Annotated in this window: 13 protein-coding genes; 9 read left to right on the top strand and 4 right to left on the bottom strand. The window is 42.2% G+C overall.

Going from position 1 to position 17,515, the window contains the following annotated elements; translation table 11 throughout:
• Nucleotides 1-56: 56 nt before the first annotated feature.
• The 3 genes from FBD94_RS13050 to FBD94_RS13040 form a co-directional block, all read right to left on the bottom strand.
• A complete protein-coding gene (locus FBD94_RS13050; protein WP_136880473.1) occupies nt 57-269 on the bottom strand; it encodes a hypothetical protein in 213 nt (70 codons plus the stop codon).
• A 149-nt stretch (nt 270-418) separates the two neighbouring features.
• Nucleotides 419-1,042 carry a carbonic anhydrase gene (locus tag FBD94_RS13045; protein ID WP_136880472.1) on the bottom strand — a complete coding sequence of 208 codons (624 nt, stop codon included), beginning with the start codon at nt 1,040-1,042 and terminating at the stop codon, nt 419-421.
• A gap of 36 nt (nt 1,043-1,078) precedes the next feature.
• Entirely contained in the window at nt 1,079-2,962 is a 1,884-nt protein-coding gene (locus FBD94_RS13040; RefSeq protein WP_136880471.1) for an SPFH domain-containing protein, read from the bottom strand.
• A 164-nt stretch (nt 2,963-3,126) separates the two neighbouring features.
• On the opposite strand from FBD94_RS13040, the gene FBD94_RS13035 reads away from it, so the two are divergent.
• A complete protein-coding gene (locus FBD94_RS13035; protein ID WP_136880470.1) occupies nt 3,127-4,029 on the top strand; it encodes a hypothetical protein in 903 nt (300 codons plus the stop codon).
• Here FBD94_RS13035 and cobA read toward each other — a convergent pair.
• A complete protein-coding gene (gene cobA / locus FBD94_RS13030) occupies nt 4,020-4,757 on the bottom strand; it encodes a uroporphyrinogen-III C-methyltransferase (RefSeq protein WP_136880469.1) in 738 nt (245 codons plus the stop codon). The genes FBD94_RS13035 and cobA overlap by 10 nt on opposite strands.
• A gap of 275 nt (nt 4,758-5,032) precedes the next feature.
• Between cobA and nirB the strand changes: the two genes are divergently transcribed.
• From nirB to FBD94_RS12990, 8 genes are all read left to right on the top strand, one after another.
• Nucleotides 5,033-7,546 carry a nitrite reductase large subunit NirB gene (gene nirB / locus FBD94_RS13025; RefSeq protein WP_136880468.1) on the top strand — a complete coding sequence of 838 codons (2,514 nt, stop codon included), beginning with the start codon at nt 5,033-5,035 and terminating at the stop codon, nt 7,544-7,546.
• Between the two features lie 16 nt (nt 7,547-7,562).
• Nucleotides 7,563-7,907, top strand: coding sequence for a nitrite reductase small subunit NirD (gene nirD, locus FBD94_RS13020; protein WP_090785620.1), 345 nt, complete (start codon nt 7,563-7,565; stop codon nt 7,905-7,907).
• A gap of 32 nt (nt 7,908-7,939) precedes the next feature.
• Entirely contained in the window at nt 7,940-8,998 is a 1,059-nt protein-coding gene (locus FBD94_RS13015) for a HesA/MoeB/ThiF family protein (RefSeq protein WP_169472295.1), read from the top strand.
• 3 nt (nt 8,999-9,001) lie between these two features.
• Nucleotides 9,002-9,916: a bifunctional molybdenum cofactor biosynthesis protein MoaC/MoaB gene (moaCB, locus tag FBD94_RS13010; RefSeq protein ID WP_136880466.1), complete on the top strand. Its 915-nt coding sequence runs from the start codon at nt 9,002-9,004 to the stop codon at nt 9,914-9,916.
• Nucleotides 9,917-9,918: 2 nt separating this feature from the next.
• Entirely contained in the window at nt 9,919-11,115 is a 1,197-nt protein-coding gene (locus tag FBD94_RS13005) for a molybdopterin molybdotransferase MoeA (RefSeq protein WP_136880465.1), read from the top strand.
• Nucleotides 11,116-11,177: 62 nt separating this feature from the next.
• Nucleotides 11,178-12,488: a NarK family nitrate/nitrite MFS transporter gene (locus FBD94_RS13000; RefSeq protein WP_136880464.1), complete on the top strand. Its 1,311-nt coding sequence runs from the start codon at nt 11,178-11,180 to the stop codon at nt 12,486-12,488.
• 17 nt (nt 12,489-12,505) lie between these two features.
• Nucleotides 12,506-16,021, top strand: coding sequence for a nitrate reductase (locus FBD94_RS12995; RefSeq protein ID WP_136880463.1), 3,516 nt, complete (start codon nt 12,506-12,508; stop codon nt 16,019-16,021).
• Nucleotide 16,022: 1 nt separating this feature from the next.
• Nucleotides 16,023-17,513: a rubredoxin gene (locus FBD94_RS12990; protein WP_235884457.1), complete on the top strand. Its 1,491-nt coding sequence runs from the start codon at nt 16,023-16,025 to the stop codon at nt 17,511-17,513.
• Nucleotides 17,514-17,515: the final 2 nt, after the last annotated feature.

Raw genomic sequence — 17,515 nt, 5'->3', positions numbered from 1 at the left:
AAAGCCGTTTTGTATTTTAGATACAAAACGGCTTTTTTAATGAACAGGTCTGGGAGCTACGCCAACCTCAGCTCTTCTCCTACCACACCATTCTCCCATAAAATAGCCTTTACCATATCCGCACAAGGTACAGAAGACATTACTTTAAGCAACTTGTCTTCAAATGAAAATAACCAGTTCTGTTTACCAAACAAAAGATTAAAAACTGGTTTTACAGCAATCATGTCGATTCTGTTTTGTACTGATGTTTTAAAGATAACCGTGTCCATCGCTTGTTAAATTATACACCAAAGATGGATAGTTTAACTGAGCAGGCCAATCGATTTAAGGTGGAGCCGGGCAAAAAAACCGGTGAACCACGAAAAATGATCGGTGAAAACTCCAGAACACTTACTCCCTTCTGAGTTATACAATCTGGTTAGGGGTAAAACTGGAGAGCGCCTATAGAAATGTCATACATGGCAGGAACTATTTTAATTTCCCCATGATCCCTCAGTTGTCTGATCGAACTGCTCTGCTCTAATATCTGTTGCATAGAGCGGTATACATTTAGCACCGCTACTTTATTGACAAAAGATTCATTTTCACCATTGCGATCATGATTTTCGGTGAGCTCCTGTGGGATACTAATTTTCACTTCTCTCAATAAGCCTGAGAGGTTTTCTATCGTCACGTTGTTGCAGGCACTTTTTATAGCGCCGCAACCCGTATGCCCCATCACAATGATCAGTTTCACGCCGGCAGCTAGAATGGTATATTCTAGTGAACCCAGAATGTGTTGGGAGACCACATTTCCTGCAACACGAATATTGAAAATATCACCGATAGTTTGGTCGAAGATCAGTTCTGCGGCAACTCTGGAATCCATGCAGCTTAAGATGGTTGCAAATGGTTTGGGTTCATCTTTTGTTTCCTGTACTTTTTGCAATAGGTTAGCGTGGATACTATACCCATTTTGGAATCGTACATGACCTTCCCGAAGTAACAGTAGAGCTTGGTCAGCTGTCATTTCCAGCGGCTGATACAGCCTGCCAGAATCCATGATTTGGTGTTGTTCGTTTAGCATGATCCTGTTTTATTACTTGTTGTTTGCTGATTTTTCTTTATCCTGTTGCATCATCTGCATGAGTTGCATACCCATCAAACCGCTAAGGCTTCCATCACTTCCGTTGCCACCGGTGACGATCAGATCGGGAATAATTTTAATCCTGCCTTTTCCAATTTCCTCTGTGATTTTGAATCTGGTGAAATTTTCGTTACCCATAGCTTTTACCTGCAAGTCATAGGCATCGGCAGTAGATTTACCAATCGCCATGATCTTTTCCGCTTCGGCCAGACCGGTTTTAGTAATCTTCTCGGCATCCGCACTGGCATTAACTCTAGTAGCTTCTGCTTGTGCTCCGGCACGCATTTTTGTTGCGGTAGCTTCTGCATCAACCTGAAGTTTTAAGCTGTTAGCATCACCTTCTGCTTTTTTAACTGTAGCATCGGCCGTACGCTGAGCAATTTCTACGTTTTGTTGTGCTTTCACGATTTCCTTCTGCATATCTGCTATAGCGGTTTCTTTTTCCATCCCCTGACGTTGTTCCTGTGCCATTCGTTGTATCTGATAGGTCTTTTGTTCCTCTTCGGCAATCTTACGATCGGTTAGGGTTTTCATTAAAGATTCCGGGGGAAGAATATCCCCAATCAGCGTGTCTACGGCATTGACGTTATAGTCGTCCAACACGGCTTTAATATGTTCTTTTGCAGATTGCTGCCTTTCTTTACGGCTGATCAAGAAGCTGATCACATCGCTGTCCTGAGCAGAGTTGCGGAAATAGTTGCCAATGGTGGGTTCCAGAACCTGACTGACCAGGTTGCTCATGCTATCGAAACGGGCAATGACTTTTGGAGCTTCAGTTGCAGGAATATGGATGATCTGAGAAACATCTAAGTTGAACGGAAAACCATCTCTAGAGCGAACGGTAATGGTACTCAGGTTCTTGTCTAACTGGTGTGATTCGTTCCTGGCATTAGCCCAATTGAGCACAAGGTTGGTGGTAGGCACGAGCTCCACCTTCATAATGTATTTATTGAAGGGATATTTCCCTGGCCCGTAGGCTTCCATCCAAACGCCGCGCTGACCTTTGCTGACAATATTACCATGTTTAAAGCTTTCCCCACTGATATCTTTGCCATCTTCTCCAATGTAACTGATGACTACACCAACGAAGCCAATAGGGACATCAGTCATCGGTATTTCTTCAATTTGGATCGCCCATGGATTGATGTTATAACTTCCCGCTAAAATAATACTGGGTTGTAAACCGCGGTTACCGTCATGTTTTAAAAAAACATCAATGTCCTGAAAGTTATTGTGTCCTGTAATTGGCTTACCTGCAATTTGTCCACCTTCTATAGGCAGGCCATCGAGTGTGGTAACGATGCCCACCATGTTTTCACTGATGCTCACCATGTCCGCAATGGTAACCGTGAAAGCGAAAAGGTTAATGCGATAGGTTCCTGCTGTGATATAGGAAGTCTGACGACCTTTTTGTCCATTATTATTTAGAAACTTCTCTGCATCCTGAAAGTTATCAGATTCAACCCTGCGCCCAAGGATGGCCCCTGTTGGGATTTCAGCACCGTCGTTGGCGAGTATCAATCCTATTTTACCTTCAGGAATAATGGTAAATCCCTCCATGCCTACGGAATACTGCCAAGGCCACATCCCCCAGTAAAGACCTGGAGCAAGGGTTTTTGCCTGGAAGCCAGCCTCACCCTTGGTAGCGATAATACGACCATCAGGGAGTTCTTTGTCCCGGCCGAAAAGCACGAATTTTTTCGTAACCATTCCTACTTTGTTTTCAGGTACAATGACCATCCCCAGGAAAACACGTAAGATAAATTTGTAAAACAAAAAGGTGAAGAGGGTGGCGGAGATCCACCAATAGTTCAGAAAGATTTGATAATAGTCCATGATCGTTGGTTTTAAGTTTTTGTTATTAGGATTATTTAAGTCTGCAACATTTATAAGTATTGATTTTGATCTGATTTTCTTTCAAATCAAACTTCAGGAAATAAGAAAATATAGACGTCTTATAACAGTATTATTATGTATTAATTTAATCTTATATTAGTATTATGAATAAAGAAGACTTAGGACATCTGGAGAAGTTGATGAACTTTCTGGCCGGAAATTTTCTCAAGAAAAGGAGCTGGAAAGATGTTTCGAAATCTGAATGGACATATATCGTAGAAGAATTGAACGAGCTGTTGCAGGAGCGCAATCGAAAACAACGCATTAAAAAAGAGAGCGACCTGTTTGGAGCAAACTATCTATATGAGCATCTGATTATCAACAAACTAAAAGCTTATGAAAACAAGAAAGATTTCAGTGCATTAAGCAAGCCTAACCTGGGCAAGCTGAGTCGCATCGTACAGGTGCTGGGCTATGATAGCTACATCGATTTTATCAATTCTCACAATGAAGTTTTCAGTTTTAATGATTTAAAGATTGATATCCCTAAAGCTGCGATTAACCATAAATTGCTGGATGAGCTAGTCGGTTTATGGTATTCCTATAACCGGAATCTACCTGATAATCCGGAAAGGATTAATGAGGAAAGGATCTGGCGTTCTTCGGTTGAAATTTATAAATCCGAGTCGACAGGCGAATATTTTATTGAAAGGAGTGGAGGGGACAACCATAAATATTATGGAAAAGTAACCTCCTATGCCGATTATATCTTCATCATCATGAACAGCAATACATTTATTCGTCAGCGACACTTTATTTCGCGACTGAAAGATATCGGCGAGAAATTAAAACAGCCAAATTACAGAATTGAGGAAGTACACTTTATCAGTACCTGCATTAGTTTTAATCAGGAGCCGATAGCCTTGTTTGAGATTTTCCAAAAGGTAAATACTACAAAAAACTATGTAGCGGATTCGGTGAGTTTTCCAATAGAAAGTAATGAACTTCCTGCAGGAGTAGTTGCTTATTTGAGAGACACTGAAGGAAACAGGATCAACTATCGATAAAGGCTCCCCGCTTCCACAACCTTCCCAATCACAATGATTGCCGGATAAGTAAGTCCACCCAGAACAGCAGCCTCAGGAAGATTCTGCGCTGTGCAAACCACCTTTTTCTGATGCGGTAACGAAGCATGTTGTATAATTGACGCTGGCATATCGCCCAATCCGGCGTCCTTATAAATCCCTGCAATTTCTTCAAGCTTTTTCATCCCCATATAAATCACGACTGTCGCAGAACTATTTATAGCACAACGAAGATCTTTAGATAAGCTTCCATCTTTTTTAGTTCCAGTTATGATCCACATACTTTCACTCACTCCGCGGTGCGTCAAAGGAATTCCACTTAAACCTGTGGCCTGCATACTGCTGATACCTGGTATGTAATAAGCTGGAATCCCATGCTTTTCAGCAAATAACACTTCCTCAAAACCGCGTCCAAAAATAAAAGGATCACCACCCTTCAAGCGGACTACTACCTGATGTGTTAAAGCATACTCCTTTATTAAATCATGTATAACTTCTTGAGGAGTGTAATTTCCATAAGGCTGCTTACCTACATATACCAGTTTACAGTCCTTCGGAGCAATTTCCAGCAGCTTTTCATTGATTAAATTATCATAAAGTATCACTTCGGCCCTTTTTAACACCTTATATCCCTTCATAGTGATCAATTCTGGGTCTCCAGGACCTCCACCAACTACAAATAATCCAAAATCACCTATTTTCTCAGTCATAAATCAATAAATAATAGATAAAAACAATAAACCAACTAACAATACAGTCAAAAATATAATATTTAATGACAAATATCACAAAATATTGACTTTTATGTTTTAAAAACATACATTTGAATAACATTAATCATGTTTTAAACAAAAACATGATTAAAAAACAATAAAAACAACAAATAAAAACACAATAGAAATAAAACGTAAATAAAAAACCAATAAAAAGGACAATAAAACACAAACAAACTAACAAATCCATAAAACAATAAAAAATAAACATCATGAAACAAGAAAAAATAGTCATAATTGGAAATGGAATGGTTGGATATAAGTTTTGTGAGAAAATAATTAACAAAAAAAGCGATTTCAACCTCGTTATTTTCGGAGAAGAGCCAAGGAGAGCATACGATAGGGTTCATCTAACTGAATACTTCAATGGAAAAACCGCAGACGACTTATCTTTATCAACAGAAGACTGGTATATGCAACAAGGAATAACGCTTTATTTAAATGACCCGGTTAAGGAAATAGACAGAAATAACAAAACCATACACTCCTCAAAAGGCCTTACAGTAACATACGACTACCTGATTATCGCTACCGGCTCTGCACCCTTTGTTCCTGATATTCCAGGCATAAACAAAGAAGGGGTTTTTGTATACCGCACCATTGATGACCTTGACCTGATTAGAGACTACGCCACTCATGCAAAAACAGGAGCGGTACTAGGAGGAGGTTTATTGGGCCTGGAAGCTGCGAAAGCTTTGATTGACTTAAACCTTAATGAAACCAACGTCATAGAATTCGCGCCCCGTTTAATGCCCAGACAAATTGATTCTGCCGGAAGCGGAATGCTTCAAAGCAAACTTAAGGCCCTGGGACTAAACATTTACACAAACAAGGGGACCAGTAGTATTGAAGGGACAGACCGCATCACTTCTTTAAAATTTAATGATGGCAGCGAGTTAAAAACAGATATGCTAGTAATCTCTGCAGGAATAAGACCTAGAGATGAACTAGCCAAACTATCTGGTATCGAAGTAGGCACAAGAGGCGGCATTATTGTAAATGAATACATGCAAACCAATGACTCATCCATTTTTGCCATAGGTGAATGCGCACTTTTTGATCATAATGTCTATGGATTAATCGCCCCTGGTTATGAGATGGCTGAAGTAGCGGCCTCCAAAATTTGTAATGACACAAAAACCTTTAAAGGCTTTGACATGAGCACCAAACTAAAACTTATTGGTGTGGACGTAGCAAGCTTTGGGGATCCTTTCACCACAGAGCCAGATGCAAGAACCATTCTTTTTGAAGATAGTCACAAAGGCATATACAAACGGATCAACATCAGCAACGACGGAAAATATTTACTTGGTGGGATATTGATCGGCGAAGCAGAAGCCTACAATATGTTGCTGCAAACTGTAAACAATAAAATAGCAATCCCACCAAATCCTGAAGACCTGATTCTGGGATCAAGAGGTGGCAGCGCCCAAACCGAAAATGCAGGGCTAACAGGACTTCCTGACGATGCATTAATCTGCAGCTGTGAAGGCATATCAAAGGGCTCAATCTGCAATGCCGTTACTGAAGACGGCTGTGAATCGATCGATGCCATTAAGAAATGTACAAAAGCAGGAACAGGCTGTGGAGGCTGCATACCTATGGTAAAGGACTTGATGTTGCATACCATGAAACAAAATGGCAAATATGTTAGAAACGTAGTTTGCGAACATTTCCATTTAAGCAGACAAGAACTTTATGATCTGATAAAAATACACAACCTAAAAAATTACGAGCAAGTACTGGACAACCTGGGCAAAGGAGATGGCTGCGAAGTGTGCAAACCATTGGTATCATCGCTTTTAGCGAGTTTATGGAATGACATGATCCTAAAAAAAGGCAATGATACTGCCCAAGACAGTAACGATCGCTTTTTAGCAAACATTCAGAAGGGAGGCACCTACTCTGTTGTACCTCGTATACCAGGAGGAGAAATTACCCCCGAAAAACTGGTTATTATAGGTCAGGTTGCAGAAAAATATGGCCTTTATACGAAAATAACAGGCGGACAGCGTATAGATATGTTCGGCGCACACTTAAGCGACCTTCCTTTAATATGGGAAGAATTAATCAACGCAGGTTTCGAAAGTGGACATGCTTACGGCAAAGCCCTTCGGACAGTAAAAAGCTGTGTAGGTAGCACATGGTGTAGATTTGGGTTACACGATAGCGTAAGTTATGCAATCCGAATAGAAGAACGTTACCGAGGCCTACGTGCGCCTCACAAATTAAAATCAGCGGTTAGCGGCTGTATCCGTGAATGTGCAGAAGCACAAAGCAAGGACTTTGGAATTATAGCCACCGAAAAAGGATGGAACCTATATGTATGTGGTAATGGCGGCAGCAAACCACAACATGCCCTATTACTAGCTGCCGATGTAGATAGCGATACCTGCATTAAATATATCGACCGCTTTTTGATGTTCTATATTCGCACTGCAGATCCTTTAACGCGAACAGCTCCATGGTTGAATAAGATGGAAGGCGGTATGGAATACCTACGGAATGTAGTGGTAAACGACAGCCTGGGCATGGCCGAACAATGGGAATTGGAAATGCAGGCCCTTGTAGACAGCTACCAATGCGAATGGAAAACTGCGATTGAAGATCCAGAGATCAGAAAACGGTTTAATCACTTTGTGAACGCTCCGGAAGAGAAAGACCCAAGTGTAAAATTTGATGAGATGCGCGGCCAGAAAAAAGCGGCAGACTGGACATTAGCTTAACCCAAAGACAGAAATCATGATAGAAACAACAACAAACTGGTTTGCGGCCTGCCGCGTAGAAGACGCGGTAGAGAATGGCGGCGTATGTGTGAAGTGCGGAGATGATCAAATTGCGCTGTTTTATTTCACACGTCGAAATGAGTGGTACGCTACGCAAAACCTTTGCCCACACCGTCAGCAAATGGCCCTTAGCCGTGGTATGATTGGCTCTGCCGGAGAAGATCCCAAGATCGCCTGCCCTTTTCATAAAAAAACCTTTTCACTGGCGACAGGTGAATGCCTGAGCGGAGATGAATGCGCAATACAAACTTACCCAGTAAAAGTAGAGGATGGGCTAGTATACATAGGCCTGAACAACTAAGCATAAATTGTAGTGATAAAAATTGCCTGAACATGAATAAGCAGTATTACAAGAGTCATTTAAAGTTAGACTTTATAGCCAGTACCGGTCAGCAAGCACTGAACAGGTCAAAGGTTCTTGTAATAGGTGCAGGAGGCCTGGGCTGCCCATGTCTCACAGCCTTAGCTGCATCAGGCATCGGTAATATTGGCATTGCAGATGGAGATGTTATCAATACCTCCAATATTTCCAGGCAAACGCTTTTCAATTATACCGATAGCGGCAAATCTAAAACCACGACTGCAATTCAAGCCCTTAGATCCAGAAATCCTTATCTGCTTTATCATGAACACCTCTTTTTTGTAGACGATGAGAACATCTTACAACTGATTGAGCCATATGATGTGATTGTAGATGCTACAGATAATTTTGCAACCAGGTATCTAATTAACGATGCCTGTGTCATAAAAAACAAGTCTCTGGTTTATGGTGCTATATTCCAAACCGAAGGACATTTAACGGTATTCAACTACCAAAATTCAGCTACACTTCGCTGTCTTTTTCCTGAACCAGATCAGGAAGCTGACATCCCCTCATGTTCAGACAATGGTGCTTACATGATTGCGACTAACATTATTGGAACCATGATGGCCAATGAAGTTATTAAAACGATCCTAAAACAAGATGATGTGTTGAGCGGAAAACTCCTCTCTTTTGAAGCCTTAAGCAACCGCACAATGTTAACGAGCTACTATACGAATGAACTTTCGAAAAACAAAAGCCAGTCGAGGTTTAAAACTGCACAAAAAGTTATTGAACTAACAGCGGAGGCATTTATGGAAAAAGCCCAGACAATGGATATAGAACTGATCGACGTAAGAACGGCAGCAGAAAGAGCCATTCAGCATATAGGCGGCAAACACATCCCCTTACCCGAACTGAGCTTACTCAACTTAACCAGATTTCCATTTACACAGCATTTTTACCTCTATTGCCAGACCGGGGCAAGAAGCCTGCAAGCAGCAAAATGGCTACGGGCTAAAGGCTATAAAAATGCTTTCAGCTTAAAAAATGGCATCACAAATTTCAATTACCAATTTCAAAACTCCTAACCAATGCGCGATATCACCAGCAAACAGATTACATTAAGAACAGCGAAAGCTGTAGCGGTGATTTACTGTACAAGGGAAACCCTTGCACTCATCAAAAACAATGAACTACCTAAGGGTAATCTTTTTGATGTAGCCAGAGCTGCTGGTTTTTTAGGCGCCAAGCTTACCCCGCAACTACTTCCACATTGCCATCCTGTAACTATAGACGGCATGGACATTAGTTTTGAAATCAATGAAACAGAAAGGCCGGGCATTACCATTAGCGGAAATGCAAAATCTATAGGAAGAACAGGCATAGAAATGGAGATGTTGACCGCAGTTTCGGTAGCAGCTTTAGAAATTTACGACATGCTAAAGCCCGTTGACACCACATTAGAGATTGGCGGCATTAAACTTTTACAGAAAACGGGTGGCAAAAGCGACCGCAAAAAATACTTCTCGACTCCTCCTACTTGCGCAATTTTAGTCTGTTCCGACTCAACTGCAGCAGGAAAACGTGAAGACAAAAGTGGATTGATGATCAAACAAATGCTCGAACAGGTAAATGCAAACGTAGTGGCTTACGAAATCGTAGCAGATGACAAAGCTTTGATCCAACAACAATTACTTAAATGGGTAGCAGAAGATATTCATTTCATATTTACGACTGGCGGAACCGGGTTAGGACCACGCGACAACACTGTTACTGCCGTTAGCGAGATACTAGAGCGCGATGCAGATGGAATTACCGAAGCCATGCGCAATTTTGGACAGATGCGCACACCCATGGCCATGATGAGTCGTGCTGTCGCAGGATCCGTTTCACACACCCTGATACTCACCCTTCCAGGCAGTACAGACGGTGCAAAAGAGTCTTTAGAAGCAGTATTACCAGGCATATTTCATGCCCGAAAAATGATGAAGGGAGGAGGACATTAGCTATGAAGACTTTTGAAGAAGCTATTGCAATTATCTCGTCCATATCCAATCCTTTTGATGTGGAAACGATTAACCTGGAAGCGGCCAATGGCAGAATCCTGGCAGAAAATATCCACGCAGACCGGGACTACCCACCTTTCAACAGGGCAGCAATGGATGGCTATGCCATTATGCAAAGCGACTGGGAAAAAGGCATCAGAAAATACAGCGTTATAGATACCATTTTTACTGGTCAGCCCGCCAAACACCCCTTGATTTCAGGGGCATGCTATAAAATAATGACAGGTGCAGCAACTCCAGCGCTAGCGAATCTGATCATCCGAAGGGAGGATGCTGAAGAGTTTGAAGATAAGGTTGTTTTACACGCTGACACCATAAAAACTTATCAGAACATTGCCCGCCAGGGAGAAGATACCCTTACTGGAACCTTACTTTTATCTGCCCCGACAAGATGCACCCCACAAATCATTAGTTTGCTAGCTACTGTAGGCAAGGCCAGATTGCAGGTTTACAAATCACCGAGAGTAGCCATAGTGACAACCGGCGACGAAGTGGTGGATCCAGCTGCTCAACTAAGCCCTTTTCAGATCCGCAACAGCAACCAATATCTTTTAAGATCCTTGCTTGAGCAATGGAAAATCCTGCCTGTTTTATGCGAACATGTAAGTGACGATAGAGACAAACTAACTGCCACTTTAACAAATGCACTGGCAGCAGATTTGGTGATCATTAACGGGGCTGTTTCTGCCGGGGACGCAGATCATGTACCTGCAGTACTTAAAGAATTAGGGGTTAAAACACTATTTCACAAGGTTAGCATCCGCCCGGGAAAACCCTTATTAGTAGGCAAAACAACCGCTGGGACCATCGTTTTTGCTTTACCAGGCAACCCACTCTCCTGCCTTACAACCTTTACCATTTTTGTTGAACATTATTTATTCCGCTGCTTTGGGTTCGAAGGCAGACCTTTTCAAACCATTCCTCTTTTAGAAAACAGAACTAAAAAACACCCTTTAACTGAATTTTTCCCCGTAAGCATAGGACATTCGGGCGGACTAGGCCTCTTGTCCTACAACGGCTCTGGCGACGTTACTGCCGCCATCAACGCGAATGGACTTGCGATGCAACCAGCCGCTTCAGCACAACTCCATGAAAACGACGCAATCAATTTTTATCCATTTAACAATTATTTCAAATAACCATTATAAGTAAAAAACAGCGCCACAATCAAATCATTTTAGAAACTTAAACCTAAACCAACATGACTGCTGACTTTAAACCTCTAAGTAAACTAAACATTTTTTCAGCCAAAGGCATTCAAATGCGGACCTTTCACATCACATGGGTCACCTTTTTCTTTTGTTTCTTTGGTTGGTTTGGAGTTGCCCCATTAATGCCGCTCATCCGAGAACAGCTGCATTTAAGTAAAGACCAGATCGGCAACATCATCATTGCCTCTGTTTCTGCAACAATTATTGCCCGTTTAATTATAGGAAAGCTCTGCGACACCTTAGGCCCCCGATTATCCTACACCATACTACTTGCAGTAGGTTCTATTCCGGTAATGTGTATTGGATTAAGCAACAGCTACGAAAGTTTTTTATTGTTCCGCTTCGTCATAGGGATCATTGGTGCTTCTTTTGTGATCACCCAATTTCATACTTCCATGATGTTTGCCCCTAATGTAGTAGGCACAGCTAATGCCGTAACCGGAGGCTGGGGCAACCTTGGCGGCGGTGTCACCAATTTAGTTATGCCACTTATTGCTGCTGGTTTTGCAGGCTTAGGCTTTGTAAGTCATGGCGACTCCTGGCGCCTGGCTATGGTTGTCCCTGGTGTAATCCTGTTGATTATGGCCTTCATTTATTACAAATACACTAAAGATACTCCTGTAGGAAATTTCAAGGATCTGGAAGTCTCAAATGTTAAAACAGCTAAAAAAGGTTCTTTTGTTGAGGCCCTAAAAGATTACCGCACCTGGGTACTTGCACTTGCCTACGCAGCTTGTTTTGGAATTGAAATCACAGTAGACAATGTAGCAGCCACCTTTTTTACGGATCAGTTTGGGGCATCTATGATCATGGCTGGTGCCATGGCAAGCATATTTGGCGGCATGAACATTTTTGCCAGAGCGCTTGGCGGCTATGTGAGCGATAAAGTAGGCAAATCTTACGGCTTGCGCGGAAAGGGATTACTACTTGGCGCATTATTGCTATTAGAAGGCATAGGAATTAGCCTTTTTGCCCAATCGCACACGCTAGGTATGGCCATTGCAGCCATGTTGTTTTTTGCACTTTTCCTTAAAATGGCCAATGGCGGAACTTATGGTATCGTGCCCTTTATTAATAAAAATTCAATTGGAACGGTAAGCGGCATCGTAGGTGCAGGCGGAAATATCGGCGCCATGCTAGTAGGCTTCCTGTTTAAATCGGAACACCTAACCTATGCAGATGCCTTTCATTACATCGGTATTGGTGTAGCATTTATAGGCTTAATTGTCTTTATCACAAAATTCCAGATCAAAGGGGCCGAAAAGACCGAAACCGTAAACTCCGAGCTTCTACAAGCCTAACATTAATTCATCAGCTTATGCCAGTGCACAGAAATAAGACATACACAAGTACCTGCTGTTATTGCGGGGTGGGCTGTGGCGTAAAAATCACACTGGATAAAAATGAGAACATAGCTGTTGAAGGTGACAAAGATCACCCAGTTAACCATGGCATGCTTTGTAGCAAGGGACTTAATCTACAATACACAGTTAACGACAAAAGCGATCGACTCCTGCATCCCCAAATGAGATACAGTAAAAGCATGCCATTACAAAGAGTAAGCTGGGATGATGCATTGAACCGTACGGCAGCTGTTTTTAAGACACTTATAGATAAATACGGGCCTGACTCTGTCGCATTTTACGCGTCGGGTCAGTGCCTTACTGAAGAGTATTACGTCATCAACAAACTCATAAAAGGCTTTATTGGTAGCAACAACATAGACACCAATTCTCGTCTATGCATGAGTAGTGCTGTTACGGCCTACAAAATGGCACTAGGAGAAGATAGTGTGCCAATTTGTTATGACGATATTGAATTGGCAGATTGTTTTTTCGTTACAGGAGCCAATCCGGCTTGGTGCCACCCTATCCTCTGGCGCCGTTTGGAAGCGCATAAAGCTGCACACCCAGAAGTAAAATTGATTATTGTGGATCCAAGGGTAACGGACTCCTGCGGGCTGGCCGACCTACACCTTCAAATTAACCCTGGGACGGATGTTACCCTTAACCATGCCATTGGAAGGGTACTTATTGAACGAAACTACATTGATACAGATTTCATTGACCAACGCACAGAAGGTTTTGAAGCTTATCAAAAAAGGGTATTTGAAAGGACATTAAAAGAATCTGCGGCCATATGTGGAGTTACGGTTGCCGAAATAGAACTTGCAGCCAGCTACATCGGCAATGCTAAAGGATTTTTAACCATGTGGACCATGGGACTGAACCAAAGCTCCATTGGTGTAAATAAGAACCTGAGTTTGATTAACCTCAATCTGATTACCGGACACATCGGAAAGCCTGGATCTGGTCCATTTTCGCTAACCGGGCAGCCCAATGCCATGGGTGGCCGGGAAGTTGGCGGTTTAGCAAACCTGTTGCCAGCACATCGCGACTTACTTAATGAAACGCATCGCAAAGAGGTACAACAATTTTGGGGCGGCACAACCATTTCCGGAAAAGTCGGACTTACCGCAACTGAAATGTTCGAAGCCCTAAATGATGGGCGATTAAAAGCGATATGGATCCTTTGTACAAACCCTATCACCAGTTTACCTAATGCCCGTTTTGCTGAACAGGCCTTAAAAAAGGCGAAATTTGTAGTGGTTCAGGAAATTACAGATAAAGCCGAAACGCTAGCTTATGCTGATGTGATTTTACCCGCCGCAGCATGGACTGAAAAGGAAGGCACCATGACGAATTCTGAAAGGAGAATCAGTCACCTCCAAAAAGTAATAGAGCCACCAGGTGAAGCTTTACCTGACGCAGAGATTATCTGTCGTTTTGCTACAAAAATGGGCTACAAAGGCTTTACCTACAAGAGTACCGAAGACATCTACAAAGAGCATACAAAACTTACTTATAGATCCAGTATCAATATAAATGGACTGGATTACAAGCAGATTGATGATTGCAAAACTGTGCAATGGCCCTACAATAAAAAAACAGAAAGCGGAACAAAACGATTATTCACCAATCATTTATTCCATACACCCTCTAAAAAAGCCATTATACATAGTCCTTCGGACGAACTAAAAAGTGAATTACCGGATGAAGATTTCCCATTTATTTTAACTACGGGAAGGGTGCGAGACCAGTGGCACACCATGTCGAAAACCGGCAAAGTAAGCAAATTGAAACAGCACATTAAACATGCTTTTCTGGAGATCCACCCTATTGATGCGGCATTGCTGAACATTTCAGACAATCAAGTATTGGTAGTTAGATCCAGACGCGGCGAAGTACAGGTAAAATCCAAGGTATCTGCTACGATAAAGCAAGGCGTTGTGTTTCTTCCGATGCATTGGGGCAAAATTTTAGGTAGTGACCTGAACCGTGCCAACAACATCACCAGCACCATTATAGACCCCATATCGAAAGAACCTGATTTTAAATATTGTGCGGTTAGTGTAGAAAAATACAAAAAGGATTTCCAGCGGATTGTGGTTATCGGCGCCGGTGCCGGTGCACATGGTTTTGTGAGATCGTATAGAGAGATCAATAAAGCCGATCAGATTACGATTTTCAGCAAGGAAAATCTTCCTTTTTATAACCGGGTAATGCTTCCTGATTATATCAGTGGGACTCAAAAATGGGAACAACTGGTAAAGATGAAAGATGAAGAAGAACCGGAATATAACATCCGACATTTAAGGGGCATTGGGATTGAGAAAATTGACAGGGAGAAAAAATATGTAACAGACGTTACCGGTCGAAAAACGCCTTATGACATTTTAGTTATGGCTACAGGCAGTCGGGCAACCTTACCGAAAAACGCACCCTCCTTACCAGGCATTTTCACCATGCGAAATCGTAGGGATGCAGATGGTTTTAAGAAGCACATTCCCAAAAATGGCCACATCGTTATTGTTGGAGGTGGCTTACTTGGTCTGGAAATGGCCGCATCCTTACGGGAAATTGGTATGCGCATTACGATTGTACAACGGGTATCCAGGTTTCTGAACCGGCAGCTAGACCCATTGGGCAGCCAGCTTTTGCATGAAGAGATGGTAGACCAAGGTTGCGACATTTATTACAATGACGAGGTACAGCTTTATTACGGCCGCTCCAAACTATCTGGAATTGAACTAAAAAGTGGCAGACGCATCAACTGCGACGCCGTAATATTGGCCATAGGAACTACGCCAAATATTGAACTGGCCCGCCAATGCGGACTAGATTGCAAACGTGGGGTATTGGTAAATGAGCGTTTGCAGACCAGCGACCCATCTGTATATGCTATTGGTGAGATTGCAGAATTTGAAGGTACACTGTATGGAATAACCGCAGCAGCAGAACAACAGGCCGAGGTAGTGGCCAAATTTCATAACGGCGACATTAGTACCTATTACCAGGGGAGCTTATTCATGAACATTATCAAAATCCATGGCTTTGACCTTTGCAGTATTGGTCTTTCCGAATGTCCGGATTCCTTGAACTATGAAGAGATTGTGTTTATTGACAAAGCCAAACGGTACTATAAAAAATGTATCATTCATCAGGATAAGCTGGTGGGAACCATCTTAATAGGCGACAAAAGTGAATTTCTGGAATTCAGGGATTTGATAGCCAACAAAACTGAGCTCAGCGACAAAAGACTGCAATTGCTGAGAAGTGGCAAAAAAACAGAACCTGTGAGCGGCAAACTCGTATGTAGCTGCAACAATGTTGGCGTAGGAAACCTGCAAAAGAAAATCGCATCGGGATTCACAGACCTTACACAGCTTTGTGAATCAACAGGCGCAGGAATGGGCTGTGGTTCATGCAGACCAGAAGTCAAGCTTATTCTTCAGGAAGCATTACAATTACAACCCCTAGAAAAAACACTTTAGTATGGAAAGTAGCACGATAAGAAACCGTCAGATCAAAGTAAACCTTCCGGGAGGGATCGTGTCTGTTGGAGACCTTTCGGTGATCCTGGAAACACTTGAAAGTGCAGGCATTGAAAATGTAAGGTTTGGCACCAGGCAACAGCTTTATTTTTCTGCAAGTCCGACCCAGCTGGAGGATATTGAACATGGCTTTTTGATGTCGGATACCGACTTTGAAACAGATGCTGACAGACATCCAAATATTGTGAGTTCGTATGTAGCAGAGGAGTTATTTAACAATTCAAACTGGCTACGTGAAGGCGTATACAAGGACATATTAGATTCATTTGGCTATACACCTAGACTCAAAATAAACCTGATCGACGACAGTCAGACGCTTGTTCCTTTTTTTAGTGGAAACTTAAATTTCATTTCATCCGACATTGGTAATTACTGGCATTTGTATGTCCGCTTTCCCAAAACCAACACCATCTACTATTGGTCGTCATTGGTTTGCTCTGAAGACATAGCTTCACTGTGCGAAATAATTGAATCCATCATACTTAGTCATAGGCATTTATACTACGACCAAGCGGAGATTGACGGACAACAATTGGAAACCACCATCAGAACCACTGGTAATTTTCTATTTCAGTCCCCAGGAACCGCACTTAGAGCACCTGACTTTCAGGTACCTTACTACGAAGGTTTTAATAGAAATGATGAAAAATATTGGTTGGGTATTTACCGCAGAAACGAGTTATTCCCGGTTGCCTTTTTAAAAGAACTTTGCGACATCTGCCGTAAAACGCGCATAGGTCAGCTTTACACTACACCTTGGAAATCCATCATCATCAAAGAGGTAGTGCCTACTGACAGGAAATTATGGAATGCCACACTGGATAAAAACAGGATCAATGTTCGTCATGCGTCCAATGAACTGAACTGGCAAACTGAAGATCTGTGTGAGGAGGGATTGGCATTAAAACACGAATTGATCAGGGAATTTAACGAGCATGACCTAAGAACCTTTAAACTCTGTTTTGCAATTAAAATCAATCCAAAAAGCGGCCTCTTTGGCGCCGTAATTATCAGAAAACAAGCGACCACGGCTGACTCAGATACAACGGCATTGTTTGACCTACTCCATACTGTTGACTTCAATCCCAATTCAAAACACTATTCCAGCTACGCCGAAGGTCTCAGCAGAACCGATTTATTCCCTAGCCTGGTACAACTTTGCGAAGATTATTACCAGTTGCAAACCTTGGCTGCTGGTAAACAAACGGACAACTACTACGAAACCAACAACAGTATTGAAGCGGAAATAATTTACGTACACCAATGCGGGTGTTGCCTGAGCATTTATGATGAGGCCTGGGGAGATGAAAGTCAGGAAATACCTGCAGGGACTCCATTTTTTGCGCTTCCTGAGGACTATTGTTGCCCGCTATGCGAATCCAATCTTTCTCAGTTTACACCAATTATTAAAGAAACTTTAAACACATTTTAAAA

Source organism: Pedobacter hiemivivus (genome assembly GCF_005144565.1).
GTDB classification, from domain to species: Bacteria; Bacteroidota; Bacteroidia; order Sphingobacteriales; family Sphingobacteriaceae; genus Pedobacter; species Pedobacter hiemivivus.
This window is presented reverse-complemented; position numbering and strand designations above follow the sequence as displayed.